At 72.6% G+C, this 20,229-nt stretch carries 13 protein-coding genes; 6 read left to right on the top strand and 7 right to left on the bottom strand.

The window, feature by feature from the left end:
- Positions 1–78: 78 nt before the first annotated feature.
- The gene (locus tag V5E28_RS18450) at positions 79–2,121 is read right to left on the bottom strand and encodes an ATP-dependent DNA helicase UvrD2 (protein WP_336208202.1); all 2,043 of its coding nucleotides are present in this window, start codon (positions 2,119–2,121) and stop codon (positions 79–81) included.
- 258 nt (positions 2,122–2,379) lie between these two features.
- Here V5E28_RS18450 and V5E28_RS18445 point away from each other — a divergent pair, with 258 nt between their 5' ends.
- Together V5E28_RS18445 and V5E28_RS18440 are read left to right on the top strand one after the other, a co-directional pair.
- Positions 2,380–3,177, top strand: a complete 798-nt coding sequence (locus V5E28_RS18445; protein ID WP_336208158.1) for an alpha/beta hydrolase — start codon at positions 2,380–2,382, stop codon at positions 3,175–3,177.
- 69 nt (positions 3,178–3,246) lie between these two features.
- On the top strand, positions 3,247–3,495 hold the full coding sequence (locus V5E28_RS18440; protein WP_336208157.1) for a glutaredoxin family protein: 249 nt from the start codon (positions 3,247–3,249) through the stop codon (positions 3,493–3,495).
- Between the two features lie 78 nt (positions 3,496–3,573).
- Here V5E28_RS18440 and nudC read toward each other — a convergent pair whose 3' ends face one another.
- Positions 3,574–4,548 carry an NAD(+) diphosphatase gene (gene nudC / locus V5E28_RS18435; protein WP_336208156.1) on the bottom strand — a complete coding sequence of 325 codons (975 nt, stop codon included), beginning with the start codon at positions 4,546–4,548 and terminating at the stop codon, positions 3,574–3,576.
- A gap of 146 nt (positions 4,549–4,694) precedes the next feature.
- Between nudC and V5E28_RS18430 the strand changes: the two genes are divergently transcribed.
- From V5E28_RS18430 to V5E28_RS18415, 4 genes are read left to right on the top strand one after another with little or no spacing between them, the layout of a single operon-like run.
- Positions 4,695–5,831, top strand: a complete 1,137-nt coding sequence (locus tag V5E28_RS18430; RefSeq protein ID WP_336208155.1) for a siderophore biosynthesis protein — start codon at positions 4,695–4,697, stop codon at positions 5,829–5,831.
- Complete coding sequence (locus V5E28_RS18425; RefSeq protein ID WP_336208154.1) at positions 5,828–7,312, top strand: IucA/IucC family protein; 1,485 nt, start codon at positions 5,828–5,830, stop codon at positions 7,310–7,312. Before V5E28_RS18430 ends, V5E28_RS18425 begins: the two co-directional genes overlap by 4 nt.
- Positions 7,313–8,929, top strand: coding sequence for an IucA/IucC family protein (locus V5E28_RS18420; protein ID WP_336208153.1), 1,617 nt, complete (start codon positions 7,313–7,315; stop codon positions 8,927–8,929).
- Positions 8,926–9,999 (top strand): type III PLP-dependent enzyme, encoded by a 1,074-nt coding sequence (locus V5E28_RS18415; protein WP_336208152.1) that lies wholly within the window; start codon positions 8,926–8,928, stop codon positions 9,997–9,999. Before V5E28_RS18420 ends, V5E28_RS18415 begins: the two co-directional genes overlap by 4 nt.
- Here V5E28_RS18415 and V5E28_RS18410 read toward each other — a convergent pair.
- The 5 genes from V5E28_RS18410 to V5E28_RS18390 all read right to left on the bottom strand — a co-directional run bounded on the left by V5E28_RS18410 (position 9,996) and on the right by V5E28_RS18390 (position 20,223).
- Complete coding sequence (locus V5E28_RS18410; protein ID WP_336208151.1) at positions 9,996–13,253, bottom strand: ATP-dependent helicase; 3,258 nt, start codon at positions 13,251–13,253, stop codon at positions 9,996–9,998. The genes V5E28_RS18415 and V5E28_RS18410 overlap by 4 nt on opposite strands.
- Complete coding sequence (locus V5E28_RS18405; RefSeq protein ID WP_336208150.1) at positions 13,247–16,417, bottom strand: ATP-dependent helicase; 3,171 nt, start codon at positions 16,415–16,417, stop codon at positions 13,247–13,249. The genes V5E28_RS18410 and V5E28_RS18405 overlap by 7 nt, the downstream gene beginning before the upstream one ends.
- Before the next feature lie 191 nt (positions 16,418–16,608).
- On the bottom strand, positions 16,609–19,356 hold the full coding sequence (locus V5E28_RS18400; protein WP_336208149.1) for a CDP-glycerol glycerophosphotransferase family protein: 2,748 nt from the start codon (positions 19,354–19,356) through the stop codon (positions 16,609–16,611).
- 199 nt (positions 19,357–19,555) lie between these two features.
- On the bottom strand, positions 19,556–19,876 hold the full coding sequence (locus V5E28_RS18395) for an MGMT family protein (protein ID WP_442945835.1): 321 nt from the start codon (positions 19,874–19,876) through the stop codon (positions 19,556–19,558).
- Positions 19,864–20,223 (bottom strand): hypothetical protein, encoded by a 360-nt coding sequence (locus tag V5E28_RS18390; RefSeq protein ID WP_336208148.1) that lies wholly within the window; start codon positions 20,221–20,223, stop codon positions 19,864–19,866. The genes V5E28_RS18395 and V5E28_RS18390 overlap by 13 nt, the downstream gene beginning before the upstream one ends.
- Between the last annotated feature and the right edge of the window lie 6 nt (positions 20,224–20,229).

Below are 20,229 nucleotides of genomic sequence, written 5' to 3'. Positions count from 1 at the left end.
CAAGTCTGGCGTGTCCGCGAACTTGCCCATCACCATGGTCCCACTCCACCGTTTCGCACTGGTTACGGCGGTCTCGAGTCAGTGCGCGGCGGAACGACAGAGATCGAGCACCGCCTCGCCGTAGCGGTCGAGCTTGACGCGGCCGACGCCCGCGATCGACAACAGCTCCTGCTCGGTCGCGGGCGCGCGCTCCGCGATCGCCTGAAGCGTCACATCGGTGAACACCACGTACGGGGGCACCTTCGTCTCCTTGGCGGTGGCCGCACGCCAGGCCTTCAAACTCTCCAGCAGAGCCTCGTCGTAGTCGGCCGGGCAGGTGGCGCACCGGCCCAGCTTCTGCTCAGCCGCCGCCGTCAGAGTCTTGGCGCAGATGCGGCAGCTCACCGGGGCCGCGACCGCGCGACGTTCGCGGGCGGGCGCCGCCGAGCGCGCTGCGGCGGACGGGCGGCCGGTCAGGCCGTCGAGGAAGCGGGACGGGCGGCGGCTCTTACGGCCTCCCGGGGCCCGCGACAGCGCCCAGGACAGGGAGAGGTGCTCGCGGGCCCGGGTGATGCCGACGTAGAGCAGGCGGCGCTCCTCCTCGATCTGCTCGGGGGTCTCCGCGTAGATGATGGGGATCATGCCGTCGGTCAGGCCGACCAGGAAGACGGCGTCCCACTCCAGGCCCTTGGCGGCGTGCAGGGAGGCCAGCGTGACCCCCTCGACCGGCGGCGCGTGCTGCTCGGAGGCGCGGCGCTCCAGCTCGGCGACGAACGCGGGCAGATCCGCGCCGGCGACGGCCATGTCCTCCGCCAGGTCCGCCAGCGCCTTGAGCGACTCCCACTTCTCGCGCGCCTTGCCGCCGCCGGGCGGTGACGGCGTCAGGCCGATGCCCGTCAGGATGTGATGGACCTCCGAGGCCAGGGGCTCGTCGGTGGCGGAGCGGGCCGCGCCGCGCAGCAGCACGACCGCCTGCCGTACCTCTGGACGCTCGAAGAAGCGCTCGGCGCCGCGCAGGACGTAGGGGATCTCGGCCTTGGACAGGGCCTGCTCGTAGGCCTCCGACTGGGAGTTGGTGCGGAACAGCACCGCGATCTCGCGGGACGGCACGCCCTGGTCGATCAGTTTTCTGATGGCCCTGGCGACTCCGGCCGCCTCCGCGGGCTCGTCGTCGTAGTCGGCGAAGGCCGGCCGGGGGCCGTCGGGGCGCTGGGCGAGCAGCTCCAGGCGGTGCGGAGACCTGCCCTTGGCGATGACCAGGTTGGCCAGGTCCACCACCTGGGGCGTGGAGCGGTAGTCGCGGACCAGCTTGATGACCGCGGCGCCGGGGTGCTCGACGGCGAAGCCCGTCAGGTAGCGGGGAGTGGCGCCGGTGAAGGAGTAGATCGTCTGGTTGGGGTCGCCGACCACGCACACGTCGTCACGGCCGCCGAGCCAGGTGTCGAGCAGGAGCTTCTGCAGCGGGTTGACGTCCTGGTACTCGTCGACGACGAAGTAGCGATACTGCTGGCGGATCTGGCCCGCGACCTCCTGGTGCTCGGTCATCACCGCGGCGGTCAGCTCCAGGATGGTCTCGAAGTCGACCAGGTGGCGCTCGCGCCGGATCTGCTCGTAGGAGTCGTACAGGCGGGCCACCTCCTCTGCCGGCACCGGAGGGGTGCGATGGTGCTTGGCCGCCGCCGCGACGTAGTCCTCCGGCCCGACCTGGGTGACCTTGGCCCACTCGACCTCGGCGGCGATGTCCCGCAACTCGGATCGATCCGGGTTTCTCCGGATCTGGCGGCAGGCTTCCACCAGGACCGGCAGCTTGGACTCGATCACCGACGGCGCCTCGCCACCGATCACCCGCGGCCAGAAGTAGGTGAGCTGCCGCAGCGCGGCGGCGTGGAAGGTGCGTGCCTGCACGCCGGGCGCGCCCAGGGCCCGCAGCCGCTGCCGCAGCTCCCCGGCAGCCCGTGTGGTGAATGTCACTGCCAGCACGCTCTGCGCGTCGACCACCCCGCTGCGCACGGCGTGGGCGATGCGGTGGGTGATCGCCCTGGTCTTGCCCGTGCCCGCGCCCGCCAGCACGCAGACGGGCCCACGCAGGGTCTCCGCCACCTCTCGCTGCTCCGGATCGAGGCCGGACAGCACATCGTCCACGCTGTTCACCCGTACATCCTCCCAGCAGGTGGCGGTCCGGGCTCCATTCTGGCAACATGCGGCAGTCACCTGATCAACGCCTACGAGGTGCAAAGAACTGGTCTCTTCCATCACAATGGGGCCGACCATGAGCATGGGGGAGAAGGGAAGGCCGTGCGAACTGCGGTTTCCTTGAGCGCTATCGCGCTCGCTTGTGTCGCGCTCACGCCAGTGGCGGCACAAGCGGCAGCAGAGCCCACACCGGGCCCCACGGCGACCTTGCCGACCGATCCGGACGGCATCGGTGGCCTCGCCACGGAGACCGTCTCCTACGGCAAGCACCGCCATCAGCAGATGGACGTCTGGTGGACCCCCGACGGGGTGAAGCGGCCCGCCGTCTTCCTCATCCACGGCGGCTGGTGGTCCAGCGGCGACAAGAAGTACATGACCGAGATCACCCGGAGCTATGCCGACCGCGGCTACACGGTCTTCAACATCAACTACCGGCTCTCCACCGAGGCGGCCTGGCCCGCACAGCGCGTCGACGCGCTGGACGCCATCGCCACGGCCAAGAGGCACGCCGACAGATGGGCGTTCGACGCGAGCAACTTCGTGGTGGCCGGCTTCTCCGCGGGCGGCCACATCGCGGCCGCCGTGGGCACCTACGGCAACGGCCTGCCCGGGCTCAAGGGCGTCGTCGGCCTGTCGCCGATCATCTCGCCCCTGCGCGCCTACACCGACGGCGCCACGGCGGCCGACCCCAACGCGCGCAGGCTCCGCACCGCGTCGATCCTGCTGGCCGGCGGGTGCGCGCCCAAGGGCAAGTGCTCGCGGGTCTGGGCGAGCATGGAGGTCGCCTGGCACGCCAGCGCCAAGGACGCGCCGATGCTGACCGTCCACTCGGAGGACGAGTTCGTGCCTCCGTCGCAGAGCGCGGTGCTCAAGGAGATGCTGGCCAAGGCCCGCGTGCCCGTGACGGTCGTGACCGTGCCGGGCGCGGCCCACGCCAGCGCGCTCTACCGCGAGGTGAGCGTGACCGAGCGGGTGCAGGAATGGATCAGCGAGCGCATCGGATAGGGATTAACGGCGCTGCCGGCGTTGTTGCAGCCAACGCCTGTGTTCCTGACCTTGGAGGGATTGTCTGAAATGGCGCTCACGGTCTACAGCACTACCTGGTGTGGCCCCTGCAAGCGGCTCAAGTCCCAGCTGACCCGAGAAGGCATCCGGTTCGACGAGATCGACATCGAGCGGAACCCCGACGCGGCCGCGTTCGTCATGAGCGTCAACAACGGTAACCAGACGGTTCCGACCGTGGTGATCGAGACTCCCAAGGGGCGCGTCGTGCGCACCAACCCGTCGGCGCGTGAGGTGAAGGCCCTCCTCGAAGCGGCCTGACACGTTTCCTCCGGCCTTCGCCGGGGTTAGGATGATCGCTGAGACCTGGGTGCTTTGGCCACCCAGGTCTCGATCATGTCACCAGTCGCCCACGAGAGGCTGGCCGTACCAGGTCTCGATGAGGCGGCGGGCGATGGAGACCGGGGGCGGGAGTCTCACCTCTCCAGTCTCCAGAGCCTGGACCAGCTCCTGGCGGGAGAACCAGCGGGCCTCGGCGATCTCCTCCGCGTCCGGGATCAGGCTGGTCGTGAGAGCTTCGGCGAAGAAGCCGAGCATGAGACTGCGCGGGAACGGCCACGGCTGGCTGCCGAGATAGCGGGGGTTGGCGACGGCGACACCGACCTCCTCGGCCACCTCACGGACGACCGCGGCCTCCAGCGACTCTCCTGGCTCGACGAAGCCGGCCAGGATCGACAGGCGGCCTTCGGGCCACTGGGGCCCCCGAGCGAGCAGGCAGCGGTCGTCGGGGTCGCGGATCAGCATGATGACCGCGGGGTCGACGCGGGGGAAGTGCTGGCTCGAGTCCTGCGGGCAGACGCGGATGTGGCCGCCCGCCTGGACCTCCGTGCGGGTGCCGCAGCGCGGGCAGTATTCATGGGTGGCGTGCCAGGCTTCGAGCGCGACCGCGTAGACCAGCAGGCCGGCGTCGCGGTCGCCGAGCAGGCCGCCCACCTGGCGCAGTCCGGCGGGGACGGCCTGGCCGTCGGGGGTGTCGCGCAGGCTCATGGCGACCGTGACGCGGCCGTTGATGTCGCCCGACGGCATGCCGGGCAGCGGTGCGGCCACCGCGAAGTAGGCGACGCCGTCCTCGACCCCGAGCAGGTAGCGCTCGCCGGGCGGGGCCTGCGCGGTGGTGAAGAGCACCGCGTGGACCTCCTCGCCGGTGCGCCTGACCAGCGTGCGACCGTTGTCGATCACGAGCACCCTGGTGGCCGAATCCGTCCAGGCACGTTCCAACCAAGTGGCGTCGGCTCTCAGTGCCGCCGATCTGTCGATGGTGCCGCGTGCGAGGAGCAGCGGTCCGATGAGTTGTTCTTCCGTGCTCGTTTCCACGGACCCACCCTTCCCAAATCCCATGTCATCCTATGACCTCGGGGTTAGCCGCCGATTGCGGTTTCCCGGCTTCGGGAGGATCTTCGAGGGACTAGGATCTTGCGGGTTAGGTTAGCCTTACCTGATCCATCCGGGGGTGCCTCGCGTTGCGGCTCTACCTGACCGCGCTCAAAGCGACCGACTCGGTGACCGGCGGGTTCCTGCCCGCGGCCCGCGCGCTGGGGTGCGAGGTGACGATCCTCACCGACCGGCCGGAGCGGCATCCCGGCGCGGTCGCCTGCGACGTGCGCGACCCGCGCGCCCTGATCGACGCGATCGAGCAGCTCGGCAGGCCCGACGCGGTCTTCTCCAACTCCGATCACCTGCAGGCGGAGACCGCGCTGGCCGCGGACTACTTCGGGCTGCCCGGCAAGGACTGGCGCGCCTGCCTGACCGCCAAGAACAAGTTCCTGACCCGCCGCAGGCTCGCCGAGGCGGGGGTCGAGCGGGTCTTCTCCGTGCGGCTCGGGCCCGCCGATCCGGTGCCGGAAGAGCTGCCCTACCCTCTCGTGGTCAAGCCCCGGGAGGGCGTGGCCAGTGAGGACGTGCTGTACGTGGACGCCGACCTGGCCGGGGCCGTCCGATCGGTCAGGAAGCGGCGTCCGGGCGAGTCCCTGGTCGTGGAGGAGTATCTCCAGGGGCCGCTGCGCACGCTGGAGACACTGGGCGACGGGAGGACGATCCGGGTGCTCGGCGGGTTCGAGACCACGCTGGGGCCGCTGCCGCACTTCGTCGAGGAGCGGCTGGACTGGGCGCCGGAGGGGCCGCACGAGCACGTGCTGGCGGCGCTGCGGGCGATCGGCGCGGGCTTCGGCGCCTGCCACACCGAATACGTGCTCACCCCGCGTGGGCCCAGGATCGTCGAGATCAACTACCGGGTCATCGGCGACCACTGCGACTTCCTGCTCGCCGACGTGCTCGGGGTGCCGCTGTTCGAGTGGATCCTGCGGGCGCACCTCGGCGAAGGCGTCCCGGCCGTGCCGTCGACAGGCCGGTACGGCAGCGCGGTCAGCCTGGTCGCCGGCCGGTCGGGCACGATCACCTCGGCGCCCGGTGCGGAGCAGTTCGACCGCGACGGCGTCAGGCTCTGGCACCGGCCGCTGCGCCGGGTCGGCGAGCGGGTGGAACAGACGCACACCAACCGCGACTACCTGGGCGTGATCCGGGCCGTCGGGCCGGACCGGGCCCGGGTGGACGCGGCCGTCCTCGACTATCGCGCCACCCGGCCCTGGGTCGTCGGATGAGTCCCAGGGAGGCGTACCTGGCCGCCCGGGTGCTCGACGCGCTGCTGCGCGAGGACTACGGCAAGCTGTCGTCCCGGGTGACCAGGAGCCGGGACGGCGTCGGGCTGACGCTGGCCGACGGGCGGCTGGTGCGACTGGCGCCCGGCGTGCCGTTCCAGGACTTCGTGGTGGCGCCCGGCGAGCTGCTCGGGCTGGAGCAGGTCCTGGAGACGCTGGCGGAGATCGCCGCGCCGCAGGACGCGGAGGGCGTGGCGGCGTTCTTCGAGGAGTGCGTGGCGGCGCTGGCCGCGCTGGAGCTGCACGACGCGCACCTGCCCCGCGTGCTCGCCGGGAGGCCGTCCTACGAGTCGCTCGCGGCGTTCGCCGACCATCCGGTCTATCCCACGTCACGGGCGCGGCTGGGGCTGTCGGAGGCCGACCTGCTGGCGTACGCGCCGGAGTTCGCGCCCGCGTTCGAGCTGCGCTGGGCGGCCGTGCCGCACCGGATGCTGGAGCCGGGCTCGGCGCCCAGGCTGCCCGCCGACGTGATGGCGGAGGTGCTCCCGGACGGCGAGGTGCTGTTCCCGGTGCACCCGCTGGCCGTGGAAGAGGTGCGGAAGATCGACGGGGTGCGGGTCCTGGACGAGCCGCGCGTCACCGTACGGCCCACCCTGTCGATGCGGACCGTGGAGATCGACGCCCGCACCCATCTCAAGCTGCCGCTGCCCACCAGCACGCTCGGGGCGCGCAACCGGCGCTCGATCAAGGCGGGCACGCTGGGCGACGGCGCCAGGGCGGAGTCGCTGCTGCGCGAGCTCGCCGGTCCGGAGGTGCTGATCGCCGACGAGCAGACGTACGCGCACGCCGGGCACGAGTACCTGGCCTGGATGGTGCGCAGGCTCCCGCCGGGCCAGGTCGTGCCGGTCGCCGCGCTGGCCGTGCCGGGAGTCCTGGCCGAACTGGGCGACGTGCTGCCCGCCTACCTGCGCCTCCTGCTGGGCTGGAACGTGCGGCTGTTCGTCGAGTACGGCGTCGCGCTGGAGGCCCACCAGCAGAACCTGTCCCTGGTCTTCACGGACGATGGCATGAAGCTGCTGGTCAAGGACAACGACGGGCTGCTGGCCTCCCCCGCCAGGCTCGCGGCCGCCGGAGTCGAGGTGCCCGGATTCGCCGATCCCCGGATGCTGACCGACGACCCGCACGCGCTGGCCGACGTGTTCGTGACCATCACCCTCCACCTGGCCTCCGCCGCGATCGCGTTCGGGGCGCTGCCGCACGCCCGGGCGTCCGCCCTGCTGCGCGACACGCTGGCCGAGGCGCTCGACGGCTACGGCGACGACCCGATGGCCAGGCTTCTGCGGGCCAGGACGCTCGACGCGGCCAGGCTGACCGGCAAGTCCATGGTCACCGCCGGGACGCTCGTGGCCAAGGAGCGGACCGGCGCCAGGGACGTCAACAAGTTCTACGGCACCAGCGGGCCCAACTACCTGAGGAGAGCTTGAATGCACGGTCTGGCCCTCACCTCGCCTGCCGAGCTGGCCGAGGAGGCGACGCTCGCGGCCCTGCTGCGCTGCTGCGTGCGGGAGGTGGCCGGGCCGCGCGGCCTGGTCTGGCCCGCGCCGCCGTACCTCCTGCTGCGGGTGGGCGGCGCGCTGCTGCGGGCGCGCACGCGCGGCGGCGCCGCGCTGCGCTTCGAGGGCCGCCCCGAGCGCCTCGAAGCGGGCGCCTGGCACCCGCTGACGGCCGACGAGCTGGTACGGCTGGCGGAGGCCGATCTGGGCGGCGACCGTGACCACAACGGGGAGTTCGCCGGGCAGGTGGCGGCGAGCCGCGAGGCCGTGGCCGAGATCCTGCGTGCCAGGGCCGCGGCCGTGCCTCCGGCGGATCCGTGGCTGGCCTCGGAGCAGGCGCTGGTGTACGGGCATCCGTTCCACCCGAGCCCGAAGGCGCGGGGCGGGGCCGGGTGGCTGCGTTACGCGCCCGAGGCGCACGCGCGGTTCCCGCTCCGGCTGCTGGGTGTACGCGAGGACGTGCTGGCCGAGGAGGGGGACGCGGGGGCGCTCGACCTGCTGGGCGTGGCCCCCGCCGGTTACCGGCTGCTGCCCGCCCATCCGTGGCAGCTCGACCTGCTGCGGCCCCGGCTGGGCGGCGAGCTGGTGGATCTGGGGCCGGGGCCCGCCGTCGTGCCCACCTCGTCGGTGCGGACCGTGTACGCGCCGGCGGCCGGGGCGTGCCTGAAGTTCAGCCTCGACGTGCGGATCACCAACTGCGTGCGGAAGAACGCCTGGTACGAGCTGGCCGGTGCGGTGGAGCTGACCAGCCGCCTCACCCCGATATTCGATGAAATATCCGGCAAGTTCCCTGGAACGCGATGGCTCCCCGAGCCCGGCTACCGCTCGGCCCGCCTCGGCCCGCGCCTGCTGGAAGGACTCGGCGTGATCGTCAGGGACGGCCCGTGGACGGCCTGCTCGCCCGGCGTGACCCCGATCCTGGCCGGCGCCCTCGCCGCCGGGACGGGGTTCGGCCCGGCCGGATCCGCCAGGCCGGACGCGGTGCTCGCCGGCCCGGCAGGACCGCCCCGCCTGGGGGCGCTCGGCCGTGACCCGGTCGCCTGGTGGGCCGCCTACGTCTCGGCTGTCGCGCCGCCCGTCCTGGAGCTCTACTTCGAGCACGGCGTGATCCTCGAACCGCACCTGCAGAACGTCCTGGTCGGCCTGGACGACTCCGGGCTGCCCGTGGAGGCGGTCTTCCGGGACCTGGAGGGCACCAAGCTCGTCACCGGCCGCCACGACCTCACCGGCCTGGCGCCGCAGGTGGCGCAGGCGCTGTCGTACGACGCCGAGCGCGGCTGGGCGAGGGTGGTCTACTGCCTGTTGGTCAACCACCTCATGGAGATCGCCGGGACGGTGGCGGGTGGCGACGAGACACTGCTGCCCCACCTGTGGAAGGCCGCCCGCGAGATCTTCGTCCGGCAGGCCGGCGAGCTGGGCTGGCCGCTGCCCCTGTCGGACCTCCTGGCCGGGTCCCCGCTGCCGGCCAAGGCCAACCTGAGCGTGCGCTGGGCCAGGGCTGCCGACCGGTCCGCCGGATACGTCCCGATCGCGAACCCGCTCGCATGATCGCCACCGGAGTTCGCGAAGCCGCCCTGCGGCTCCCCGCCGTCCCGGCCTACCTCTACGACCTGCCCGCCCTGGACGAGCACGCGGCGGCCGTACGGCGCGCGCTGCCGGACATCGAGCTGTACTACGCGGTCAAGGCCAATCCGGACGCGGAGCTGCTGCGGGTGCTGGACAGGCACGTGGACGGCTTCGAGGTGTCGTCGGAGGGCGAGCACGCGCACGTCTCCGGCCTGCTTCCCGGCAGGCCGCTGGCCCTGGGCGGGCCCGGGAAGACGGACGCCGAGCTGCGGCTGCCCCACCACCGCATCCACGTGGAGTCGCCGAACGAGCTGCGCCGCCTGCTCGCGACCGGACTGGAGGCCGACGTGCTGCTGCGGATCAACCCGGACCTGCCGGTGGAGGGCGCCGCGCTCACGATGAGCGGCCCGTTCGGCATGGACGAGGCCGGTGTCGCCGAGTGCCTGCCCCTGTTCACCGGCCGGGTGCGGCTGCGCGGCCTGCACGCCCACCTGGCCAGCGGCCTGGCGGCGCCGGAGCTGCTCCGGCTGGCCGGGACGCTGCTGGACACCGACCGGGCCGAGGTGAACCTGGGCGGCGGCATGGCCGTGTCCTACACCTCGCCCGCCGGGAGGTTCGACTGGGCCCGCTACGGCGCCGGGCTGGCCGGGGTGCGCCGGCCAGGCCAGCGGGTGCGCATCGAGCCGGGCCGGGCGCTGACGGCCTACTGCGGCCACTACGTCACCAGGGTCGTGGACGTGAAACGGGTGCGCGGCCAGGCGTACGCGATCCTCCTGGGCGGCACCCACCACCTGCGAACCCCGGTGACCAAGGGCCACGACCAGCCCTTCACGGTCCTGCCGACCGGCGACGGCCCAGCCCTCACGGACGAGCCGGTCAACCTCGTCGGCCAGCTATGCACCCCCAAAGACGTCTTCGCCCGACAAATCGTGACTTCTGTGCGGGTGGGAGACACGGTGGTGTTCGGGATGGCCGGGGCCTATGCCTGGAACATCTCCCACCACGACTTCCTGATGCATCCTCGGCCGGCCTTCCGCTATCTGCGGGCCTAGGAGCCCCTGGGGACCGCCTCGATGAGCGCCACCAGGCCGTCGGCGTCGAGCAGGTCCACCGGCCGCACGGTGCGGTTCGCGCGCACATAGTGGAAGGCCGCGCCCACCTTCTCCAGCGGCACCCCCGCCAGGTGGGACCAGGCCAGGCGGTAGGCGGCGAGCTGCACCGACGCGGCCTTGGCCGCCTTGCCCTTCGGCGGCGCGCCGGTCTTCCAGTCGACGACCTCGTAGCGGCCGTCCGGCAGCTCGAAGACGGCGTCCATCCGCCCCCGCACCAGCCGATCGGCGATCATGGTCTCGAACGGCACCTCCAGGTCGTGCGGCCGCCTCCCTGCCCACTCGCTCTGCTCGAAGCGCTCCTGCAGCTCGGCCAGCCGCACGTCCGCCTCCTCCGGCTCCCGCAGGACGTCCAGCTCGAAGTCGTCGATGAGCCGCTGCTGGTCCCAGCGCGTCTCCAGCCACTTGTGGAAGGAGGTGCCGCGGCGGGCCAGCGGGGCGGGCTTGACCGGGACCGGGCGGCGGATCCTGCGGGCCAGCTCCCGGGCGTCGGCGGCCAGCGTGACCAGCGACGACACGGTGAGCTTGGTCGGCAGCTCGACGGTCGTGGCGCGGCGCCGCCGGTGCATCTCGCGCTCGCGCAGCAGCAGGTCGGTGTCGCGCTCCCAGGCGCGCACACGCTCCTCCTCGAACGCGCGCAGCGGCTCGTCCTCCTCGGCCGCCTCCGTGCCTTCCAGCGCGTTCTCCACCAGCCTGGCGCCGTCGAGGACGGACTCGTACCGCAGGCCTTCAGGGGTGACCGGCCAGACGGCCTCGGCGGGCTCGGCCAGCAGCGGGTTCGTGGCGCCCTCGACCACCTCGGGCGCCCAGAACGCCACCCGGTCGGCGGTGTCGCGGATCTCCAGCAGGAAGTCCGACGGCGCCAGCGGCTTGGAGGCGCTCCCCCACCGGTAGCCGGAGGCGATGAGGTGGTAGTGGGCGCGGGTGACGGCCACGTACGCCAGCCGCCGCTCCTCGGTGACGTCGCGGTCGCGGCAGAGCTCGTCGAAAACGGCCAGCTCCTCCTTGCCCAGCCCGCTCAGCCTGGGCAGGTCGGCGGCGTCGCCGCGCAGCGCGTACGGCAGCTTGCGCGGGTTGTCGGTCCAGCGGCTGTTGGTCACGGGGGTCGCGGGGAACATGCTGCCGGAGGCGATCGTGCCCTTGGAGCTGACGAGCTGCGACAGGCCGGGCACCACCACGACGGGCCACTCCAGGCCCTTGGAGGCGTGCACGGTCATCAGTTTGACGCTGTTGCTCTCGCCGACCCGGCCGGCCTCCAGCCCGAACTCCTCGCTCTCGGCCGCCTGCAGGTAGGCCAGGAACGCTCCCAGCGTCGGATCCTCGGCGTCGCCCGCGAACCGGAACGCGGCGTCCTGGAAGGCGTCGAGGTCGGCCCGGGCGGCGAAGGCGCTGACCGTGCCGCCACGGGCCGCCACCTCGATGTCCAGCCCCAGCCTGCGCTCGACCTCGCTGATCAGGTCGGCCAGCGGCTGCCCGGTGTGGGCCCTGAGCTGGCGCAGCTCGTGCGCGAGCGCGACCAGCCTGGTCGCGGCCAGCGGCGAGAAGGAGCCCAGCCACGCCTCCCGGTCGGGCAGCTCGTCAAGCGCGTCCACCAGGCTGCCGCGCTCCTCGGCCAGATCGGCCACCACCTGGTCCAGCGGGTCGTCGGCACGGCGGCTGTCGCGGGACTCGCGGTTCAGCTCGCGGGCGAACTCGCCCAGCACCCGCATGTCGGCCGGGCCGATCCGCCAGCGCGGTCCCGCCATCAGCCGGGCCAGCGCGTCACCGGCCGTCGGGTCGTAGAGCACGCGCAGCGTCGCGACGATGTCGTTGACCTCGGGCACGGTCAGCAGGCCGCCCAGGCCGACGACCTCGACCGGGATGTCGCGCTCCTCCAGGGCCCTGCGCAGGGCGGGGAACTGCGATCGCTTGCGCGCCAGGATCGCCACGTCCTGCGGCTGGATGGCGAGCGTCTTCTTGCGCTCCTTCTCGCCCCAGGGCAGGCCGTCGGGGGCGACCTCCTGGCCCAGCAGTCTCGCCAGGCCGTCGGCGATCCACCTGGCCTCGTCCTCGGCGGTCTCGTGGAAGGCGCAGGTGACCCGGCCGCGGTCGACCCGGTTGGAGCCGGGAACCAGGACGGGCACCTCACGGGCCTCCATGCGCAGCGGCAGCTGGATCCGGGCGGCGACGTCGAGGACCCGGTCGCCGTTGCGGAAGCTGACGCTGAGCTGCCGCACCGGGGCGAGGTCGCCGGAGCCGATCCTGAAGTCCCGGGGGAAGCGGCGCAGGTTGCCCGCCGAGGCGCCGCGCCAGCCGTAGATCGACTGGCAGGGGTCGCCCACCGCCGTCACCGGGTGGCCGCCGCCGAACAGCGAGCGCAGCAGCACGAGCTGGGCGTGGCTGGTGTCCTGATACTCGTCGAGCAGCACCACCGAGAAGCGGGAGCGCTCGATCTCGCCGACCTCCTTGTGGTTGGCGGCGATCCTCGCCGCCAGCGACATCTGGTCGCCGTAGTCGATGACCTCCCGGCCGCGCTTGAGCCGCTCGTACGCCTCCACCAGCGGCAGCAGCTGCTCCCTGGCCGCCTGCACGGCCAGCGGCTTGCGCTGGGCCGCGATCGTCCTGCCCGGCAGCGCGTCGTACCTCTCCCGCAGCCATTCGCCGACCCGCCGCACGTCGGGAGCGGCGCGAAGGTGCTCCGACAGCTCCCCGGCCAGCTCCAGCACCGCGGCCGTGACCGACGGCGGGCTCAGCTCGATCCTGTCCATCGGCCCGTCGTACATGGCCACCACCCGGGAGGCGAGCTGCCACGAGACCGCCGGCGTGACCAGGCGCATGGTGGGCTCCAGCGCCTCACGCAGGGCGTGGTCGGTGACCAGGCGGGCGGCGTAGGCGTGGTAGGTGGAGACGGTCGGCTCCTCGTCCAGCATCGCGGGCTCGACCAGGCCCGCCTCCGCCAGGCCGCCCAGCCGCTCCCTGACGCGGGTGGCGAGCTCGGCGGCGGCCTTGCGGGTGAACGTCAGGCCGAGCACGTTCGCCGGTTTGACCAGCCCGTTGGCGACCAGCCAGACCACCCGGCCGGCCATCGTCTCGCTCTTGCCCGAACCGGCGCCGGCCATGACGACCATGGGTTCGAGGGGGGCTTCGATGACGGCGGCCTGCTCGCGGGTGGGCGGCAGGATGCCGAGCTTGTCGGCCAGTTCGACCGGGTTCAGCACACCTGTCCCCCGCTGTCGTTCACCGGGCAGCTCGCCCTGGCCGCGCAGGTGCGGCAGCCGTCGTTCACCTTCGCCTGGAAGAACGGTCCTGACATGCCGATCGCCACGGTGTCGACCAGGTCCCCGGCCCAGCCGGGGTTCGCGTCCTCGGCCAGCGCCTGCTGCTGCTGCTCGACCGCGGCGCTCTTGCCCGCCGCCTTGCCGAGCTGGACCAGCGCGGCCCCGCCGGGCTCGGTCATGCCGTGCCTGGCGAACGCGCCCAGCAGCGCCGCGAGCTGGTAGACGCCGAGCTGCGGGTGACGGTCGAGCTCGCCCGGCTTCGGCTTGGAACCGCCCGTCTTGAGGTCGATGATCACCGCCCGGCCCTCCGAGTCGCGCTCCACCCGGTCGACGCGGCCCTTGATCTGGACGCCGTCGGCCACCGTGGCGACGAACGCCTCTTCCAGGGCGACGAGCTCTCGCGGGTTTTCCTTGTGCCAGCGGAGGAACTTGCCGATCATCTGCTCGGCCACCTGGCGCTGCTTGCGGTTGAACCATACGCCGCCGAAGTCGAGCTCGGTCCAGATCTCGTCCAGGCGCTTGCCGAGCAGGTCCTCGTTGGGCAGGTCGGTGGCGGCCAGCACGGCCAGCGCGTGGATCACCGTGCCGAGGCCCTGCGCGGAGCTGGTGCCGGCGGCGCCGACGGCCGTCTCCAGCAGCCAGCGCAGGCCGCACTTGGTGAAGCTCTCCACCGCCGACGGGGAGATGCTGACCACGTCGTCCGGCCAGCTCAGGGCGCGGTCGTCGGTCATGGTGGTCAGGGCGTACCAGTCGTTGGGATGCGCACCGGACACTCCGGCGGCGGCCAGCCTGGCGAGCTGCTGGGCGGCCTTCCGCCTCATCCCGGCGGGCTTGGTGGGGTCGGTGACGGCGCTGCGCAGGTCCGCCACCAGCGCGGCCATGTTCAGCCACCTGGCCCGGTCGTCGACCGTGGCCTCCTCGACCGCGCCCGGCATCAGCTCCGACAGGAACCTCGAAGGCCGCTCGTCGGTGTCCTCGCCGCCCACGGCGGTGACCACCAGCCTGCGGCGGGCGCGGGTGGCGGCCACGTAGAACAGCCGCCGCTCCTCGGCCAGCAGCTTCGAGGCGAGCGACGCGGCGCTCGGCCGCGCCCCCTCCACCACCTCGACCAGATCTTCCACACCCAGCATCGACCCGCGCAGTCGCAGGTCGGGCCAGACCCCCTCCTGCACGCCCGCCACGACGACCACGTCCCATTCCAGGCCCTTGGAGCGATGCGCGGTCAGCACGCGCACGGCGTCGCCGTCGGGCGCGCGCTCGGCCAGCGTGTCGCCGGGGATCTCCTGTGAGGCCAGGTCGTCCAGGAACACCTCGGGCCCGGCCTTGGGCATCCGGTCGACGAAGCGGGCGGCGTGGTCGAACAGCGCCACCACCGCGTCGAGGTCCCGGTCGGCCTGCGCCCCCCGGGCGCCACCGGACAGGCTCAGCTCGGTCCACCGCTCGGCCAGCCCGCTGCCCTGCCACACGGCCCACAGCACCTCCTCGGCGCTGCCCTGCTGCCGCACCGCCTCCCTGGCCGTGGCCAGCAGCCTGGCGACGCGCTCCGCGGGCAGCGCGATGTGCGGCTCGATCCGGACGAGCTCGCGCGCGTCCTTGACCGCCGCCACGAGCAGCTCTCCGGACGAGCGCGGCACGAAGGGCAGGGTGACCGGCTCCACCTCCGCCACCGGCTCGCCTTCGGCCGGCGGCTCGGCGGCCGCCTCGTTCTCGGCGATCTTGAGGGCGCGGCGCAGACGACGTACCCCGATCATGTCCGTCCCGCCGAGCGGCCCGGTCAGCAGCTCCTCGGACACGCCCTCGTCCAGCTCGGCGAGGTCCAGCGCGACCCGGAGCATGGTCAGCAGTGGCCGTACCCCGGGCTCCTGCGCGATCGGCACCTCGTCGCCGGCGATCATCGTGGGCACCCCGGCGTTGACCAGCGCGCGCCGCAGCAGCGGCACCTGGCGGACCGCCGAGCGCACCAGCACCGCCATCCGGTGCCACGGCACCCCGTCGATCAGGTGTGCCCGCCGCAGCGTGTCGGCGACCACGGCCGCCTCCTGGCTGGTGCTGTCGGCCAGCAGCACGCGCACGTCCCCGGCCGGCGTCTCCGGCAGCGGCAACAGGTCCCGGTGACCGCTGGAGCGGCCGCCGGGGGTGGCGTCGGGCATGGGCGCGGCGGGCAGACGGGCGGCGACCCGGCGCGAGGCCTCCAGCAGCTCGGCGCCGCTGCGACGGCAGATCCTCAGCGCCACCACCGGCGCGTCCTGCCCGTCACGGGTACGGAAACGCTCCGGGAACTTCATGATGCCGTGCACGTCGGCGCCGCGGAAACCGTAGATCGACTGGTCGGGGTCGCCCACCGCGACCAGGTCCCGGCCGTCGCCCGCGAGCTGCTGCAGCAGGAACTCCTGAGCCGGATCGGTGTCCTGGTACTCGTCCACGAACACCGCGTCCTGCGCCGCGCGCTCGCGCCTGCGCACGTCGGGGTCGGTCAGCAGCCCCGCCGCCGCCCTGATCAGCTCGGAGTAGTCGAGCGCCGGATCGGGATCGAGGTCGAAGCGGACCTGGTAACGCTGCGAGAACCGGCCCGCCGCCACCCAGTCGGCCCGGCCGTGGCGCCTGCCCAGCTCCTGCACCCGTTCGCCGTCGAGCCCGCGCTCCGCGGCTCGCGACAGGAAGTCGCGCAGTTCCTCGGCGAACCCGCGGGTCTTCAACGGCTCGCGCAGGTCCTCCGGCCACTCCAGAGCGCCGTCCTCCAGCTCGCCGTGGAGCAGCCGCCGCACCTCCAGGAGCTGCTCGGGCCCGGTGAGCAGGCGCGGCGGCTGCTCACCGGCGAGCACGGCCTCGCGCCGCAGCAGCGCGTAGGCATAGGAGTGGAAGGTCAACGCCAGCGGCGTGCGGGTGGTCCTGCGCAGCCGTCCTGTGACACGCTCGCGCAGCTCGCCGGCGGCCTTGCGGCTGAAGGTGAGGATCAGCACCCGCTCTGGGTCCGCTCCACGCCGCTCGATCCGCTCGACGACGCTCTCCACGATCGTGGTGGTCTTGCCGGTGCCCGGCCCGGCGAGCACGAGCAGCGGGCCGCCCTGGTGCTCGACCGCGGCTCGCTGATGTTCGTCCAGCACAGGGGCCTCTGCAGGCCCCCCACTGCTGCGGCGCACCAGTCGCCAGGTCTGACCACTCACAACACTAGATTCCACCAGACCACAGGGGTAGATCGTGCCGACTTGACCGGTCGCCCCGCACGATCGCCTACGGTATCTGGGCAAATGTCAGGATTATCACCGACACGCCGAGACACTGAGCCTGGCAGAACTCAGGAGAAGATGTGGTCCACGACCCGGGCGGTGGCCTTTCCGTCGTCGCGCGGGGCGAAGGTGGCCCGGAAGGCGCTGTAGCGGTCGGCGTGCGCCGCCTCCACCTCGTCGATGGACCGCAGCGCGTCGACCACGTCCGACGACGTCGACAGTACCGGGCCCGGCGCGATCTCCGGCAGGTCCACGTACAGGCCCCGCTTGGTGGAGTACTTCGCCAGGTCATAACCGTAGAAGACGATCGGGCGGCCCGTCACGGCGAAGTCGAACATGACCGAGGAGTAGTCGGTCACCAGGACGTCCGTCACCAGCAGCAGATCCGCGATGTCGGGATAAGTGGTGACGTCGCGGGCGATGTCAGGCACGGCGGGCATGGCCTGCATGGGATGGGCGCGCACCAGTAGCTCGTGGTCCGCGCCGAGCGCCTCACGGGCCTTGGCCAGGTCGAGCTTGACCATGGCGTTCTTGCGGTCGTAGTCGCGCCAGGTGGGGGCGTAGAGGATCACTCGCTTGCCCTCGGCCAAGCCGAGGCGCTCGCGGACCGCCGCCGCCAGGTCGTCCCTGTCGGGTGAGGTGAGGACGTCGTTGCGCGGCAGGCCGCTCTCGAGGACCTCGCCCTGGTAGCCGAACGCCTTGCGCAGCACCGGGGTGGCCCACGGCGACTGTGACAGCAGCACGTCCCAGCCGCGCACCTCGGCGGCCTGCCGGTGCCAGATCGGCGGGCGGGGGTCGCGGGCCATGTGCGGCTGGTCGTTGCCGATGTGCTTGGCCGGCGTGCCGTGCCAGGTCTGCACGACCACCTGGCCCTCGCGGGAGCGGAACCAGACGGGCAGGAACGAGTTGGTGACGATGTAGCGGGAGCGGGCGAGCGCCTCGTGGTGCTCACGGCTGTTGGCGCGCACCACGGTCGCCGGGCCGGGCGGGGTGAACGCGCCGTCCTTGACGATCCAGATGTGCTCGCGGTCGTCGCCGCGCCGCAGCCGCTCCTCGTAGACGGCCCGGACGCTGTCGGCATACAGGCGGCCGTCGTTGACCACGTAGACGGTCGCGTCGTTGAGCGGCTCGGCGCGCTGCGCGGGGTAGAAGACGCGCCGCAGCACGTGGGTGCCCGCCACGCCCTTCTCGACCGCGGGCCGCTCCTCCTCCGACAGCACCACGGGCACGTCGAAGCGGGTGGAGACCATCCGGAAGGAGTGGCCGCCGAGGGTGCGCGGCTCCTCGTCGAGGGACTCCAGCGAGGCGTGCTCCATGCGCACCGGGACGATCTCGCCGGCGGGGTGGCGTACGGACATGTTCCAGGTGCCGGACGACAGCGGCACCGTCTCGCCGAAGCGGTCCATGGCCGCCGGGGTGAGCCGCACGGTGAAGGACTCGCCCGTACGCTCCATCGGGATCAGGTAGGACAGGCCGGAGCGGTGCCGCAGGGTGAGCGAGCGCGGTCCGGGAGCGTCAGGGTAGTGGCCGCTCAGGACGAGCGTGGATCCCTCCCACACCGCCGAGACGATCACCGGGCGGATCCGGTGGGCGGAGACGACCACCCGGTCGCGCCGGTCGCCGAGAACGGTGATCTCGCGGTCCGCGACGGTCGCCCTGGTGCCCGCCAGGTCGCCCAGCATGACGGAGGCCGCCGGGTCGCCCTTGGGCTCGACCCACAGGCGGCGGCCGTCCTTCTCCTGCAGCAGCGCCGGCACGGCCAGGCTGATGAGCACCTCGGTGCCCTTGCCCGCGGGGGTGAAGTCGGCGGCGATGCGGTGGCCACCCAGCCGGGCGTGCCCCTTGGTCACCGTGCGGTCGGGCAGGAAGATCTGCAGCCCGAGGCGATCCTCGTCGACGACGACGCCGGTCAGCTCGGCCCGGTTGGGCTGGAGCACGACCTGCAGGGCGCGGTCGGAGGTCCAGACCGGCCTGGCCCACCAGCCGGGCTTCAGCCGGCGGCCGGCGGGGCGCTCGCTGCGGCCCACGGAGGCCCCGCGAAGCAGGCCGGTGGCCCTGGCTCCGCGGCTCCAGAACACGATCTCGGCCCGCCAGGTGGTGGTGTCGCGCACGGCGGGACGGCTGCGCAGCCGGCGCCGTACGGCGGAGACGAGCCCCCGGGCCGCGCCGCGCCAGCGCAGCGCCCACGGGTTGAGCTCGGCGCTGAAGCCGGACCAGTCGTAGTTGCAGCCCGGCTCGCGGGCGCCGTGGGTGGCCTCGGGCGCGAGCACGCGACGGGTGCGCAGGCGGACGGGCGGCAGCCAGCGCGGGCCGCGCAGCACCACGGTCGCCCGGTTGAAGCGGTGGCTGCGGACCGACAGGCCCGCGAGGTAGGCGAAGCCGGTGATGCGCAGCTTGCCGCCGGCCCAGACGATGTCGTCGATGTGGGTCACGGGCACCAGGTCGGCGCGCCTGAGCCGGAACAGCTCGGCCGGCAGCTCGTCGCGCAACGGCAGGTCGGCATACCAGCGCAGGCCCTTGCGGATGCGCTTGGACGGCTCGGCCGCGGCGGCGACGACCTTGGCGAGCGTCTCGCCCTCGACGAGCTCCTCGTCGGGGCGGTGCTCGATCAGGTGGCAGATGAGGCGGCGGGCCACGGGCAGCTCGCGCTTGACGCCCTGGTCGACGCCCGCCAGGTAGGGGCGCAGAAGGGTGACGAGCTCGCGCCTGCGGGCGGCGCCGCGCTTGACCGCCAGATCCATCCGCGCGCCGAGCGGACCGCTGAGCACCTCGGTGTCGAACGTGGAGTCGCGGCCGCCGGACCCTACGACGCGCATGATCGCGTCAAGCGGTTCGCCGCGATCGCAGAGATCCTGGACGGCCTTGAGGCGGTCGGGGACCGCTTCGCCGCCCGGGCTCTGGGCTGTTACGCCGGTAGCCATCGGGAAGGCACCGCCTTTCGGGCCGCCGTCAGTGTTCTGCCCATGCTAATAGGAGTCACATGGCAACAATTCGCCATGTAACTGAACAAGCAGGTCATGGCACTTCCTGAGAATCGGCTGAACGCCCGTCCCAGCGCGCCCTGCGCATGTCCACCCGGTCACCGCGCAGCGCGGTGCCCTCCTCGCGCCAGCGAGCCAGGCAACGCGCCTCGTGATCAGGGGCGCCCGTACCGTCGGCGTGCACCACCCGCCACCAGGGCACACCGCCTCCCCACGTGGACATCACCCGGCCGACCTGCCTGGGCCCGCCCTGACCGAGGTACTCGGCGATGTCGCCGTAGGACATGACCCTGCCGGGCGGGATGCGCTCGACGAGATCGAGCACCCGCTCGGCGAACGGGTTTACGGCGTCCACGCCGCCGGGCCCGCGTCGATCATCTCGTCCAGCTTCCCGATCTCCGTCGCCGTGCCACCGGCCAGCAGCTCCACGACCCCGTCACGCAGCGCGTAGACCTCGCCGTCCTCGCCGACCAGCCTGGCGCCGAGGGCGGCGGACAGCCGGACGAGCTGCGCCACCTGCCAGTCGGAGCCGGGCTCCCCGATCAGCTGCTCCCGCCATACGCCCACAGGGTGGGTGCCGTCGCCGTGCCTGGCGACGATCTCGTCCGATCCGCGCAGCTCGAAACCGGCCGGTGCGATCGCCTTCGCCAGCTCTCCAAAGGCCAGAGGCGACTCACGAACCACGCGTAGCTCGTATCCCATGACGCG

The sequence above is a fragment of the Nonomuraea sp. LPB2021202275-12-8 genome (assembly GCF_037044575.1).
GTDB lineage: Bacteria > Actinomycetota > Actinomycetes > Streptosporangiales > Streptosporangiaceae > Nonomuraea.
The sequence above is the reverse complement of the archived record's forward strand: the minus strand, read 5'-3'. Positions and strand labels throughout refer to the sequence as shown.

What these genes read in the sequence shown, in the direction of transcription:
- V5E28_RS18440 (WP_336208157.1), top strand. Translation starts at nt 3,247, where the DNA reads ATGGCGCTCACGGTCTACAGCACTACCTGGTGTGGCCCCTGCAAGCGG.
- V5E28_RS18425 (WP_336208154.1), top strand. Translation starts at nt 5,828, where the DNA reads ATGAGTCCCAGGGAGGCGTACCTGGCCGCCCGGGTGCTCGACGCGCTG.
- V5E28_RS18420 (WP_336208153.1), top strand. Translation starts at nt 7,313, where the DNA reads ATGCACGGTCTGGCCCTCACCTCGCCTGCCGAGCTGGCCGAGGAGGCG.
- V5E28_RS18415 (WP_336208152.1), top strand. Translation starts at nt 8,926, where the DNA reads ATGATCGCCACCGGAGTTCGCGAAGCCGCCCTGCGGCTCCCCGCCGTC.
- V5E28_RS18400 (WP_336208149.1), bottom strand. Translation starts at nt 19,356, where the DNA reads ATGCGCGTCGTAGGGTCCGGCGGCCGCGACTCCACGTTCGACACCGAG.
- V5E28_RS18390 (WP_336208148.1), bottom strand. Translation starts at nt 20,223, where the DNA reads ATGGGATACGAGCTACGCGTGGTTCGTGAGTCGCCTCTGGCCTTTGGA.